Raw genomic sequence first — 14,064 nt, forward strand, 5'->3', positions numbered from 1 at the left:
CAGGATACAGGTTTTTGTATGATGATTTTGTATTTATTTAGAGGCCGAGGTTGCCTAAGTTTAAGCCGGGGATGTTGGGTAGGTTCATATCTCCCAGAATATTTTGGGTAAAATGCCCCATCTCTTGCTGGTGGCGTTCTTCGGCAAGAGTTAAGGCTTTATTTAAGGCGGTGCATAATAAATCTTCTAAACCCTCTTTATCACCGGACGTTAAAAGTTCTTGATTAATAGTAATTTGCTTTACTTTTTTTGAGGCAGACATCTTTACATGAACCATATTTCCGCCTGCTTCGGCCTCCACAAAGATCTCGTCTAAGTGAGCTTTTGCCTTCTCCATATCTTGTTGCATTTGGCTAACCTTGCCAAACATATCTGCAAAATTCATCGTGAATAATTTTTCGGTAAAGTTACAAAGTTTAAATACATTTTGTTCAGAGAATTTTCTTTCTCTTTGGAATAATACAGCATTTTGGGAAGTTCGTTAATTCAGTGTTATTGCTAAAAAGGGTTATTCTATTTTTCTTTTTCCGTTAAATAAATAGCTTACTGACAGCCAAAAAGCGCGGTTATAAATCTTTATTTCATGCTTATTACCGCTTATTATGTAGCCATTAGCACTTTGAAAGATGTCAAAAAAACCATGCGTATATTTTGCACCAATGGATAAACTATAGGGAAGTTGATATGCTAAACCTACCTCAATTCCAAAATCCATTTTTTGTAGATATTTTGATTTGTCTTCAAATTGACTTGGATTGCCAAAAATACTGTGGTCAATAAAGGTCTTTCCGGTTTCATCTTTTCGATTTATTTGGGCATCTATCAATGCACTGATATAAGGCCCTGTATAAATCTGAACACCTTTGAAATAAAGTGTAGGGCTGATTGGGAAAAAGTCTAAATAATAGGTTTTAAATTGTGCAGAATAGTTTCCGTTGATGCTGTCAGTTAGGGTTACGCCTGCACCTTTCTGGTTAAAAAGTAGTTCATGTTTGAGGTAAAGATGTTTTTCGATTTTTGTATCCACCCAAATTCCAAGATGAAAGGCTGGTTGAAAGTTTGTCTCGTTATTGGCAAAAACGTAATCAATATCACTGCCATAAATATTGGATAAGCTAAAGCCTGCTTTTATGCCCCATAAAACGCTGCCGCTTTTAAATAAAGTATTACGAAATTTTGTTGTAGTGTCAATTTCTGTATTTTGTTTTGGATTTTGGGTTTCGGGTTTGTTTTGTGCGAATACAAAACTGCAACAGCAAAAAGCAATAAGTATGTTGGTTATCTGTTTCATTTTGCTGATTTTTTAAAAGTTAATATCCCAAATGCCGGCTGCTCTTTCTAACTCCACCAAAGCGGCAGCATAGGAATAAAGCGTTTGATAATAATCTTGCTGTACTTCGTTAAATGTTCTTTGTGCGTTTAACACTTCAAGTAGCGAAGTTTCACCCCGTTTGTAACTGTATATTTTTCCGTCTAAGACCGCTTGGGCTTCTGTAAGCAAGCCTGTGTTAAATTGCTGCACCTGTTTTTGCATAGAGAGATAATTAAAATAGGCTTGTACTACCTCATCTTGGATCTGTAATTCAATTTGTCGGTATTGGGTTTCTGCCTGCAAGCTACTGTAATAAGCTGTTTTGAGTTCACCCGGATGGTTATTAGAAAACTTTAGCGGCACAGAAATGCCTATGCCTACCTGTGCATAAGAGGGTGTTGGGGCAATAATGTTTCTATCATAAGAAGAGTAGGTTATACCAGTGGCAATCCCTAAGTCAATTATCCGGTTTGCTTTGGCTAATTGTAAGATGTGTTGCGATATATTTTTGTTTTGTAAGGCCACGGATAGGTCAGCGCGGTTATTTTGTGCCGTTATTACTAAATCGGATAAAATGAAGTTTCGTTCAAACTTAGAAAAATCACCTTGCGGTAAAAATAGTGTGTCGGTTTGCTTTACCCCTAATAACAACCAAAGGCTGATTAATGAGTTTTTAAATTGTGCATCTGCCTGATACACGTTGTTAAGCATCATTCCGGCTTCTAATTTACTTTGTCTTGCGTCCACTTGTGTGATTGAGGCCAATTTAAACCGGATACTGTCAGATTGAGCCAATTTGCTCATTTGCAGATATGAATTAGATAATATATCCAGCAGCAAATTATCTTTCATTGCTGCTAAAAAACCAAGTGTGGCATCTGCCCGAAGGTTGCGGAAATAATCTTGTAATAAATAGTGGGCAAGTTCTGCTTGGCTATTTGCTAAGTTAATCCTTGCCTTGCGTTTGCCCCCCAACTCCAATGTCCAATTAAGCCCTGAATTAAACCCGTAGCCCATATTCATCCTTCGCTGTCCATTATCAAAATAGCCAAAAATAATTTGAGGGTCAGGAAAGATTTTAGCAGTTTCTATCTGCGCATTGGCAATATTGATATTGAATTTTTGTGCCGCATAATTCAAATTATTTTTTCCAACTAATGCTAAATAGTCAGTGTAATCAATTTTAATTTGTACAAAAGAGGTATCAATAAATTCAGGTTTGTTTTGTGTAAATGCTTTTGCCACAAAAAGGCATATACACAATATAAATAAAGTTCTTTTCATCCTTCAGAAGATGTCTCGATGCCAAAATTATTGCCAAATTTCTTTTCCAGCAAATAATAGACTTTAGATAAGTTAATGTTTTATGAGAACAAAGATATTAATAAAAACAGAAATAGTTTGCTCAATAGAATAAAAAGATGATTAGCTATGTGCTCCAGTATGGCAAAATCAAAATCAGCCTTCAAAATAGGCAAAGGAAAGTTAGTAAATCAAACAAGTATAACAGAAAGTGACTTTGAATATTTGTTACCGTCTATTTTCGGCAGAATACTCTTTGAATGAGCTCGGCTACCCGTTGGTCATCTTCTATAATTAAAATTTGTATTTCAGCTATTTTTTTACAAAAATAACTACCTGTTGGCTCTATCTATGAGCTAAAATTTATAGTTATAGCCTAACCGAATTACCTGTGTTTCGTAGTAGTCTGCACTGGTGTAGCTAAATCCATTCCCCTGAATCTCTTTTTTGATGACCATTGTGTTTAATAAATCAGTTGCATTGAAAAATAATTCTCCTTTACTTTTTTGGATAGATTTTTTTAGCCCTAAATCCAACGAAAAACGTTGTCCGATTTTTCCTTGCGGAATGATGTCAGGTGCTAAATAAACGGCTATTATTTGCAATTCAACTTTTTTGGGTAAATGGAAGTTATTGTTTAGCTTTACGTTACCTGAAAAAATTGTCTGTTTTTCGGCAGAAAAAGTATGGGGAATAGGATAAAGGTTTTCTATTGAGAAAGCATTGATTTGGCTGCGATAAATAGTTGCATTGACGTTGAATGAATACCATTTGGCAGTTTCCTGGTTTAGTATAAATTCCATACCTGTATTGTAGCTTTTTCCTGCATTTTGAAATATGGCGTAAATTAAAGTACTGTTCGGAACAATGGTTGAAATTCGTGTAATGGTTGCGTTTGCAAAGCGATAATATGCTGCCGAATAAAAATAGCCGTTTTCCCAACTTGTTTTATACCCCAATTCAAATGAGTTGGTAAACTGTGGGCGTAATGCAGGATTACCGACTTTGATAATTTCTGCATCATCATATTTTGGGAAAATGCGAATGTCCACTTCATTTGGCCTATCTACTCTTCGGTTGTAAAAAAGTGAAAATTTATGGTGGTCATTAATTTTGTAAGCTAAACGAAAATTTGGAAATGGCTGAGTATAGTCATAACCACTACTTTTGTAGGTATTGTGATTGGGATTTACTTCATAATTGATATTTACATATTCGATTCTTAAACCTAATTCAGCTTCCCACTTGGCGTTTTCCAGAACATAGTTTCCATATAACGCCGGTATCACTTCTTTGTAAGTTGCCCAGCCGCCAGCACCCATATCTAAAACCGAATTTATTCCGGCAATAAAATTCATATTTGTTGGGATAATCCTATTCCTCAATTTTACACCTGTTTCAATTCTTCCATATTTCAAGGGTTGTATATAATCGACATTAAAATCATAAACTTGTTCATCAGATAATAGCTTAAAAGCGTCTGTCCCTGTTGAATTTGGCAAATAATTATCATAAAAATACTTTTCATCTTCTCTGTGAAAAGTATAATTAAACCCAGCATTTAACAAATGTCCGGCTTCTTTAAATTTATGCTGGTAAATTGCTGAGGCCATTATGGTTGTTTTTAGTTCATCTTCTAAAAACTGCCAGAGGCGAAGCCGTGTTGATAAATCCGCGTTAAAAAAAGGCTGGTCTCCTCGGTCAGTTATTTTTTCACTTCCAAACAAACCCGAGACAGTTAAGGTATTTTGGTCGTTAATATACCAATCAATTCCCGCTTTTGAAGTAAAAAAGTTCGTATTCCTGTTTCGTTTTAATTGTTGTTTGATAATTGTTTTATCATCATAAGTTCTGGCTACAAATTCGTTTTTGTTCAGCGTTTGCGTGTATAAGTTATCGGCCTGAAAAAAAACGTTTGTTTTTCTTTTTCTGTAATTGAAAGAGAGGGATGGGTTTATCTTTGGTGTAAAAGTATATTGTGGCCTGATGGTTGGTAAATTTTCTTTACGCACCCACAAAGCTCCTAAGCCCGTTGTGAAGCCAGCTTTTCCATTAAAGCCATCTTGTTTGTTTTTTTTCATTATAATATTGATAATTCCGGCATTACCGTTGGCATCGTATTTTGATGAGGGGTTGTTTATGATTTCAATTTTTTCGATGGCAGAGGCGGGGATGTTATCTAATCCGGTTTGGCTACCGAAGCCGGTCATTGCAGTTTGTTTACCGTCAATCAAGATAATTACTTTTTCGTTGCCTCTTAGCTGCACTTTTCCGTCCTGAACCGTAATGCTGGGTAAGTTTTGCATGATTTGCAAGACAGAGCCCCCTCCCTGGCTAATATTATCATCAACAGAATACGTTTTTTTGTCCATTTTTTCACTTACGTCATCTGCTTTTCCGGTTATCACAATTTCTTCTAAGGTTTTATTTTCTTCTTCCAACTCAATAGTTGCTATATTCAGAAACGCTGAGAGATTTCCTACAAAAAGTGCTTGTTTTTTAGTAGTATAACCGATGTAAGAAAGTTCCAGAAAATAATTATTGGGTTTGATACCTGTAAGGGTAAATCTTCCTTCATCGTCTGTAATGGTGCCGGTTACGAAGGAACTATCTTTTTCGGCTTTCAAAACAACATTTACAAATGGCAAAGCGGCTTTCTCATTTTTGTCTTTTACGACTCCCGAAAGTGTAATAGATGATATTTGGGCTGAAGAAATACTGGTTGAAAATAAGAGCAACATGTTGAGTACAAGTGTTGCTCTTAATAACGTTTTAGTCATTGTCGTTTTCTGGTTCTTCTTTAATAAAATTTCCGTTGCTGTCAAAAATCAAGTCTTTTCCTTTTACCTCTGCTTCGTATGTAACAACACCTTTGCTGCTGGTAATTTTTGTAGCTTCTTTGATTTTTTGCCCTGCGTAGTTTTTAGTAATGTAATCTTTCACTTTTGCAGGTAGCGCATCAACTTTGATTTCTATTTCTGTTTCTAAAATATTTCCTGAAGCGTCAATCAAAAGCGAATAATCAGTTTCATTAACTTCAAATTCTGCTTCGTAATTGCCTTTTTCTTTTTCCCATTTCAACTCCTTTGCGTTGGGGTAGTTTTTTTGTAATGCTGATTTTACAACTGCCGGAACTTCTTTGTCCGAAATTTTTTGTGCGTTGGCGGATAATACTGTGAACATTACGCTCAATAAAATTACTGTCTTTTTCATTTTCTTAAAATTTTAAATTTAATAAGGCAAAGGTGCAACCTGATTTAGAAGAAATTTAGAATTTGCGTAGCAATCACAAAAATTTTATTGTAAACGAATGAAACCCGTTTTCAAAAGCGTAGCTGATTTGCCATTGATAACGGTTGCAAATTTCTTTCACTATCGCCAACCCTAAACCGCTGTTGGTATTTTGTGAAGATGCAACAGCAAAACGTTCAAATAATTTTTCGTTGTTCAATGCTGTTTTTCCTGTGTTGGAAACTGTTAGTGTTTTGTTCGGAAAATCAATATCTGCACTGAAAGAAGTTGAAATGTTGATTTTTCCGTTTTCAGAATTGTGAATAATGGAATTGATAAGCAAATTACTGACCAGAATTTCAAGTAACGTTTTGTTGCAAACAACCGATAATTTTTCAGCAAAGGCTTGTCCCGAGCTTGTCGAAGAACCTTTATCTACAATAATTTGCTTTGTTGTAATATAGTCAGACAACAATTCAAGTGTTTCGTTTATTACTTCGGTTAGTTCAATAGTTTCAACTTCTGAAAACTGTTTGTTTTCAATCTTTGCTAATAACAACAAGTTTTTATTTATTCTTGTCATTCGTGCCAGTGGTAAATCAATTGCAGTTAGCAATTCTGCTTGTTCGCTTGTAATGTTTTTGTTTTGTAACAATAAATTTAACTTTGATTTTAAAATCGCCAATGGCGTTTGTAATTCGTGTGAAGCATTTTCAATAAATGTTTTTTGTTGGTTGTAAACTGAAATATTTTTATCAATCAGTTTTTGTAACGACTGATTTAGCTCTTCAAATTCTTTAATGTTTGTTTTATCAAATGAAATACCTTGTCGTGTAGTTAAGTCAAACGATTTTAGTTTTTCAAGGGTGCTGTGGAATGGTTGCCAAATTTTCTTTGAAAAGCGATTGGTAACAAAAATTAAAACACCTAATAATAAGCCAATTAAAACAACAAAAACGACGGCAATGCTTTCAATTAAATCTTCTGTTTCAACTAAACTAATTCGGGCAGTAAAAATGTATGGTTTATTTTCAATCACAATAGGTGATTGCATTACTCTATAGGGCTCTTTTTCATCATCAAGCACATCGAAAAAATCTTTGTAGAAATAAGCAGTATGCTGATTGGTATAAATATCACTCGGCTCTATTTTCATATCTCGGTTGTATTTATTCCAACTCTCAATTTCCGATTGTTTGAAATTTGGTAAATAATAATGTTTAAACTCTTTTTTGTACAAGTGCAATGTTTCATCAATATCATTTATGTATAAATAGACCATTGAAAAATAAAAGATTGGTGCAGCAACAAGTAAAACGATGATACTTGATACTATATAAACAAAAAATGTTCTATTTAAAAGTTTTACGCTTCCCATTTGTAGCCTGTTCCATAAATTGTTTTGATATAATTGCCGTAGCTCGCTTCTGTTAATTTCTTTTTTAGGTTTTTAACGTGGGCATAAACGAAATCATGATTATCAAACATATCGGCAATGTCGCCCGACAAATGTTCTGCCAATGCACTTTTTGAGATCACTCGGTTTTTATTTCCGATAAAAAACAGCAATAAATCCAATTCTTTTTTCGTCAATGAAATCTCAAATTCGTTCACTTTTACTGTCTTAGCTAACAAGTCGATCGTTATTTCGTTTTGCTGAATGATATTTGAACTGTTAAATTGTTTCCTGCGAATAATGGAATGTATTCTTGCTGAAAGTTCTGAATGATGAAACGGTTTTGCCAGATAATCGTCTGCCCCAATTTGTAACCCTTTTACTTTGTCTTCAATAGAATTTTTTGCAGAAATGATAATTACGCCGTCCTGTTTATTTTGCTGCTTTAAAAGTTCTAAAAGGTCAAGCCCGCTTCCGTCTGGAAGCATTAAGTCCAACAAAATACAGTCATATTGATAAACAGAGATTTTATCGGTTGCTTGATTGTAGGTTTCCGCTACTTCACACACATAGTTTTGTCCCGATAAGTATTTTACAATGTCTTGTGCTAATTCTTTTTCATCTTCTACAATCAAAATTTTCATTCGCCAAATTTACCATAGAAATCATGAACGCAAAGTTTATATGTAATTAATTATCTGATTTTCAATGGTTCTTTTGATAGTTTTTTCAGAAAAATCCTTCTGTTTATAACCTCAAATGAACTTCGATAAAGATTTAAAAAAACACCTACAAATAGATATTTTTTTGTGTGTAGAGGCTCTAATAATCCTTACATTAAGGGTTAATTTTTATAGATAATATGCTGATAACAAGGGGATTTCTGTACTCTGTTATAGGCTAATCAGTCGTATTCATTTGGTTCAACGTGGATTAAGACGTGCCCTAACTGTGGTATTTCGCTACGCAAGGTATCTTTGAGTTTGTGGGCGATTTCGTGTCCTTTTTTTACGGTAATATTAGCGTTTACGATTGCGTGTAGGTCCACGTGATATTTCATTCCTGCTTTTCTGATAAAACATTTTTCAGTTCCGGTAACGCCCTCAACTGTTAGGGATACTTTTCTGATGTCTTCAACGAGGTCATCATATAAATGTTCGTCCATTATTTCGCCAAGTGCAGGTCTAAAAATTTTATAGCTATTGTAAAATATAAATCCGGAGGCAAATAAGGCTGCCCAATCGTCTGCTGTTTCGTAGCCTTTACCAAAATATAAGGCAATAGAGATGCCAATTAGCGCAGCAACGGAGGTGATAGCATCACTTCTATGATGCCACGCATCCGCTTTTAGCGATGAGCTATTTGATTCTTTGGCTTTTTTCATTACTATTTGAAAAGAGATTTCTTTCCAAATAATCAGCGGGATGAGCACAAATAGTGTCCAGAACTTGGGGAGGTCGTGTGGTGTTCCGATATTTTGTATGCTTTCGTAGGCAATTACGGTTGCAGATGTAATCAGGAAGCCAACTACTAAAAAAGTGATTAAGGGTTCAGCGCGCCCGTGCCCATAAGGGTGGTCTTTATCAGCCGGCTTGTTGGCATATTTAAGCCCAAATAAAACTAAGAAAGAAGAAAAAATATCCGTAGTGGACTCTATTGCATCTGCAATAAGTGCATAAGAGTTTCCGAAAAAACCGGCAAGTCCCTTTATAATAGCAAGACTTATATTTCCCAGAATACTAAAATAGGTTGCTTTTATCGCTGTTTGTTCGTGAGAGATAGCCATTTTTATATTACAGTTAATAATTAAATTACTGAATATCAACATTTTATATTGATATTCAGTAATTTAATTATTTAGAGATGAAGTTATGCACTAAAAACCCAAATTTAGTAATTTGTTTCTGAATGCGTTTTACGAAGCCTGTTTTTATTTTTATCAAAAATCAGAATTTATAGGAGAAGCCAACGCCGAGGATTTCTTTAAATTGTGTTCTGGGGCCCAATACATCCGGTTTGCCGTCTCCGTTGGTATCTATAATGATGTTAATATCATTATCATACAAGAGATGGGTAGTTAGGTTGACGGATATATATTTATTTACTTTCAGGGCGATTAGGGTTTCCCAGCTAATATCTATATTTTCCGGGTGGTATAGATAGTTTGAAAATAAATCGAGTTTGGTGGTAAAGGAAACGTTTTTCAGGAACTCATTTTTAAAGTCATTTTTAGAGAAAATCAATCTCAGATAGCCTCCCAGTTCAATTCTGGATTTTTTACCTTTGGTAAGAACATTGCCCAGGGTGTCATAAGTTGCTTTTTCGACTCCAAAAGATCCGGCATTTGCAAGCGTTTGGTCATTTACGAGGGTGATTTTGGTGGTTATTGGTGCTATGAATAAGCTGAAATAACTAATTGGCTTGTAATCAAGCCCAATAGCTCCAATAATATAGGCAGGGGCAAATAAGGTTGAGATTTTTATGGAATCGTTTGGATAATTGTATCCGGGTGTCATTTGGGTTTTGAAGTTTAAGAGCCCTGCGTAATACCAATGATTGCTAAAAGCCTGCCTTCCATATTTAGACAGAAGGTCAATTTTATCATCTGTTTTTATGAATTTTGCGTTTTTTCCTTGTTTTAGGAGGCCATAGCCAAGGTCAAGGGAATTATCCCAAGCTGATTTTTCTTTTTTGTAATTGGCAAAGACACTCAGGAGGCTGTTTATGGAAATGGAGTTATCCCCTCCTGCTGCCCAATTGGTTAAGGAGGTTTGAGCAAGATTAATGGCGAGTATTCCGCCTTTTCGCCATCCTTGTGTGGTATCTGCTGATTGGGTTCTTAGATTTTTTTCTTTTTCGGTTGTCTGCGCAAAAACTGTTAATGAAACGCTGGTTATAGTAGCTAATAAGAATATCTTTGTAGTCATGTAGTTGATTTTCGACTATATTAAAGTTGAATTTTGAAGTCTATAACTATTCTGGGATAGATTTAGTTTTAAAAAAATCGTTTAGCTTAGTTTTTTTCTGCGATCCAGAGCATCGGGTCAATGGGAGTTTTGTCTTTGTAGAGCAAAAAATGAAGTTTGGTATCACCTGTTTCATACTCGGTTTTAACGATTCCTATTGGTTGGAGAGCGTCTATTTCCTGGCCAACGGTTACGGAGGTTTCTTTTAGGTTTGCATATACGCTTCGATACACACCATGTTGGATAATGATAATTTTTCCGTGCATGGGGATTGTGCTAACGGCGGTTACTTTTCCGGAAAAGATTGCTCGTATGGTCATGTCTTTGGAAGTAGAGATATAAACGCCGTTATTATTAACTTTACCGCCTGAGGCTACTTCATTTACGCCAAAGGTTTCTGTAATAACCCCTTTGTTACTGGGTAAAGGCCAAGGTAATTTCCCTTTATTTTTTTCAAATTGCTCTGAAAGAGGGTTCAATATATCTTTTTCATCTGCTTTTTTTGACTTAGCTATTTCTTCTCGAATTATTTTTTCGATAGCTTCCTGTACTTGAGCTAATGATTTTTGGTGTTCTCTAAGTTTTTCTCTGTATTCTCGTTCTTTTTTTCTTAATTCAAGGTATAAGTCATCTTTATCTTTTTTGGACTGAACTAATTTATCGGCTTCTTGCTTTCTTCTACCCAAAAGTTTTTCTTTTTGGGCTTTTTGGGTGTTAATTTCATCTTTTTTTTCATAAAGATAGTGTTGCGCACGCCTTAGTAGGGATATTTGCTGGCTTCGGTATTTGCTTACTTCTTTAAAATACATCATTCGGTAGTAAGCTTGTTTAAAACTTTCAGCACTTAAAATCCACAGTAAAATAGATAGGTTATTTTGGGTTTTATAGATGCGATAAGCCATTTTGCCATATTGTTCTCGAATTTTGATAATATCTTGCTCCATAGCTCCCACAACGGAATTGGTGCTGGCTATTTCTACGTCCATTCTGCCCATATCTAATTCAATATTAGAGATTAGGCGTTCCCGTAGGGAAATTTGTTTTTTGAGCAGTGCTATATCATTTAAAGATTGAGAACGGCTGTTACGTGTTTCGTTAATCAGTTGATTGGTAAGCGTAACCTCCTGCTCTATTCGTTCTCGCTCTTTTTCAAGAAGTTGTCTGTTTTTGGATATATTTTGTGCGAAACTACCGAGTGGGCAAAGCAAGGCTTCGAACCCCAAAATGTAGAGGTAGAGTATCCATTTTAGTGCAATGCTACTGCGATAAACCATGCTGCGCAAACTTACGCAAATTTTAAAAAACTATAATCAGTATTAATGCAACATAACTGACTGATAATTATAGCTTTAGAAAAGTTTGTTAAATGAGGTTGTGGTGTAGAATTTTATTCAATATAAATAATTTAAGAAAATATCCAAATTAAAAATAATGCGATGACAGCGACAAAGGCAATAGTAGCTGCAATTACGATAGGCGTAGAAATGCTAAATTGATGCATTTGTCGGTTTCCGGCAATTTCTAACCGGTTGCGGATAGCGCGGTTCTCGGCGGCGTGGATGCCAATGATAATATCTCTGCGCAAAGAAATCTCGGTCTGCATCTGCGGATTTTGAGCCAGAAACTCTTCAAAATTAACCCTGTCTTCTTCAGAAAGTTCCTTTTTTAGATATTTATCCATCAATATTTCTATTTCTTTATCAGAAAGTTCTATATTTTCCATACTTAATTATCCATTGTTGATCTTGTATTAGGTAGTCTTTGTTGTATAGCTTTTTTTAGTTTAGAAAGGCATTTATTTTTTTGTGTCTTAGAGGTTTCGGAATTTGCATATCCAAGCCGTTGTGCAATTTCCTCGTGTGAAAGCTGATGTTTGTAAAACAAACTCAGTACTTTTTTGCAAGCATCAGAAGCCTGCTCAAAAAGTTCTTGAACCAACTGTTGTCGTTCATTCAAAAGTTCTTCTTGAAATTCAATATCTACAAATTCATTTGCTTCTTCGGGTAAGTCATATAAATATTCAAATGGGTTATTTTTTCGTTTTCGGATTCTTTCTAACCAAAGATTTTTGCAAATTGCATAAAAATATGTTTTAACACTCACATCATGCCGTGGTTTATACTTACCATCACGGGTATTATTTAACAAGACCAAAATAGCGTCCTGAATCAAATCTTCTGCGTCTTGGGTATTTCCACTGTTGATTCTGACAAAGTTCTTGATACTGTGGGCATATTGCATATTGATATAATAATATCCCCAACCATCATTGCTTAGTAAGCTATTAATAATCTTGTGGTCAAGCGTTAGTTCTTCTTGTTCTTTTTCAAAACGAACACAGCATAGATTAAAAATATGTTCTTCTAAGCTGCTACCCAATGTTGGTTTAAATTTACCTTTAACGATTAAATTTCTTACTTGCAGCAAGGCATCTTTGAGTAGTCTTTTAACAGTCTCTTCTTTTTTTAGTTCAACTAATAGTGCGGGAATAATTTTAAGGTATAGCATTTCAATGAGGCTATCATCTCCGTCTTTTATTCGGGATATAATGGTAGGATCATCTAAGTTTTTAGGGTATTCAGTGGACATCGGGGAGCAAATCTAATCCAATATCTGTTCTATAAGTTTTACCGGTAAAGTTTACGGACTGAACGGCTTGATAAGCATGGGAAATGGCTTTTTTTAGGGATTCAGCGGCAACAGTAACATTTATGACTCTACCTCCTGCGGTTATTAATTGTTTATTTTCATCAAGGGTTGTTCCGGCATGAAAAAGCAGTGCGTCTGTGTGTGTTATTTCGATTTTGTGTCCTGTTGTTATCTTTCCGGGGTATCCGGCACTTGTGCAAACCACATTTAACATCGTTTCTGGCGATACTTCTATGTGTGTATTTGGCTGAATTTTTTTAGCTGCAGCTAAATAACAAAGATAAGCAAAGTCAGCTTTGATTCTGGGCAGAACAACTTGGGTTTCCGGATCTCCCAAACGCACGTTGTATTCCAAGATATAGGGCTGATTATCAAGAACCATGATTCCTAAAAACAGGAATCCACAGTAATCAATTTGTTCTTGTTGCAGCCCTTTTAGGGTTGGGTATATTATTTGGGCAATAATTTGTTGTTTTAATGTTTCATTAAACCAGGGTACCGGAGATACTGCCCCCATTCCGCCGGTATTAGGGCCTAAGTCGTTATTTTGGGCACGTTTATAGTCTTTGGCTTCTGGAAGCCAGATAAACTCTTTTCCGTCGGTCAAAATAAAACAGGAAATTTCTTTACCGGCTAAATATTGCTCTACTACAACTTTTGAGGCTGCATCTTGTAATGTTTTATCAGCCCAAAAATCTTGTAATGTGCTTTTTAGTTCGGGTTCATTTTGGCAGATGGCTACCCCTTTTCCGGCAGCCAAGCCGTCAGCTTTGAGTACGCAAGGAAACCCAAGTTTATGAGCATAATCCAGCACGTTATCATATTCTCCGGTTGTAAAAACTTGATATTGCGCTGTGGGTATGTTGTTTTTGGCGAAAAAGTGTTTGGCAAAAGACTTACTGCTTTCCAGCATAGCGGCGGCTTGATTGGGGCCACATACGAAGCAGTATGGACGCAGATAGTCAGCAATTCCGGCAGCTAAGGGCTGTTCGGGGCCTACTATCACCAAATCAATATGTTCTTGCTGAATGAATTCAGCAATTTTCTCAAAATCAGTGAGCTGTATTGTTATATTTGTGCCTAAGGTAGCCGTTCCGGGGTTTCCTGGGCAGGTAAATAAGGCTGTGCATGACGGGCTTTTGTGAATTGCTAACGCCATTGCGTGCTCTCGACCGCCGGAACCTAACAATAGTACACGCATACTCTTA

At 35.7% G+C, this 14,064-nt stretch carries 13 protein-coding genes; all 13 read right to left on the reverse strand.

The annotated features are described in order from the left end of the window. Positions 1-37: 37 nt before the first annotated feature. The gene (locus LC115_13150) at positions 38-385 is read right to left on the reverse strand and encodes a YbaB/EbfC family nucleoid-associated protein (GenBank protein ID MCZ2357615.1); all 348 of its coding nucleotides are present in this window, start codon (positions 383-385) and stop codon (positions 38-40) included. A gap of 123 nt (positions 386-508) precedes the next feature. Further along, positions 509-1,291 carry a PorT family protein gene (locus LC115_13155; GenBank protein MCZ2357616.1) on the reverse strand — a complete coding sequence of 261 codons (783 nt, stop codon included), beginning with the start codon at positions 1,289-1,291 and terminating at the stop codon, positions 509-511. A 12-nt stretch (positions 1,292-1,303) separates the two neighbouring features. Then, a complete protein-coding gene (locus LC115_13160) occupies positions 1,304-2,557 on the reverse strand; it encodes a TolC family protein (protein ID MCZ2357617.1) in 1,254 nt (417 codons plus the stop codon). A 413-nt stretch (positions 2,558-2,970) separates the two neighbouring features. Further along, entirely contained in the window at positions 2,971-5,394 is a 2,424-nt protein-coding gene (locus LC115_13165) for a TonB-dependent receptor family protein (protein ID MCZ2357618.1), read from the reverse strand. Beyond that, a complete protein-coding gene (locus LC115_13170; GenBank protein MCZ2357619.1) occupies positions 5,387-5,827 on the reverse strand; it encodes a PepSY-like domain-containing protein in 441 nt (146 codons plus the stop codon). Before LC115_13170 ends, LC115_13165 begins: the two co-directional genes overlap by 8 nt. A gap of 73 nt (positions 5,828-5,900) precedes the next feature. Then, entirely contained in the window at positions 5,901-7,223 is a 1,323-nt protein-coding gene (locus LC115_13175; protein MCZ2357620.1) for a HAMP domain-containing histidine kinase, read from the reverse strand. Further along, on the reverse strand, positions 7,211-7,885 hold the full coding sequence (locus LC115_13180; GenBank protein MCZ2357621.1) for a response regulator transcription factor: 675 nt from the start codon (positions 7,883-7,885) through the stop codon (positions 7,211-7,213). Before LC115_13180 ends, LC115_13175 begins: the two co-directional genes overlap by 13 nt. A 260-nt stretch (positions 7,886-8,145) precedes the next feature. Then, positions 8,146-9,021: a cation diffusion facilitator family transporter gene (locus LC115_13185; GenBank protein ID MCZ2357622.1), complete on the reverse strand. Its 876-nt coding sequence runs from the start codon at positions 9,019-9,021 to the stop codon at positions 8,146-8,148. 166 nt (positions 9,022-9,187) lie between these two features. Then, positions 9,188-10,168 (reverse strand): DUF3078 domain-containing protein, encoded by a 981-nt coding sequence (locus LC115_13190; protein MCZ2357623.1) that lies wholly within the window; start codon positions 10,166-10,168, stop codon positions 9,188-9,190. A gap of 86 nt (positions 10,169-10,254) precedes the next feature. Then, positions 10,255-11,481, reverse strand: coding sequence for a peptidoglycan DD-metalloendopeptidase family protein (locus LC115_13195; protein ID MCZ2357624.1), 1,227 nt, complete (start codon positions 11,479-11,481; stop codon positions 10,255-10,257). 131 nt (positions 11,482-11,612) lie between these two features. Next, positions 11,613-11,930, reverse strand: coding sequence for a hypothetical protein (locus LC115_13200; protein ID MCZ2357625.1), 318 nt, complete (start codon positions 11,928-11,930; stop codon positions 11,613-11,615). Positions 11,931-11,932: 2 nt separating this feature from the next. Then, a complete protein-coding gene (locus tag LC115_13205; GenBank protein ID MCZ2357626.1) occupies positions 11,933-12,796 on the reverse strand; it encodes a sigma-70 family RNA polymerase sigma factor in 864 nt (287 codons plus the stop codon). After that, positions 12,786-14,057 carry a phosphoribosylamine--glycine ligase gene (gene purD, locus LC115_13210; GenBank protein MCZ2357627.1) on the reverse strand — a complete coding sequence of 424 codons (1,272 nt, stop codon included), beginning with the start codon at positions 14,055-14,057 and terminating at the stop codon, positions 12,786-12,788. Before purD ends, LC115_13205 begins: the two co-directional genes overlap by 11 nt. Between the last annotated feature and the right edge of the window lie 7 nt (positions 14,058-14,064).

The organism is Bacteroidia bacterium (assembly GCA_026932145.1).
Taxonomy (GTDB): domain Bacteria; phylum Bacteroidota; class Bacteroidia; order J057; family JAIXKT01; genus JAIXKT01.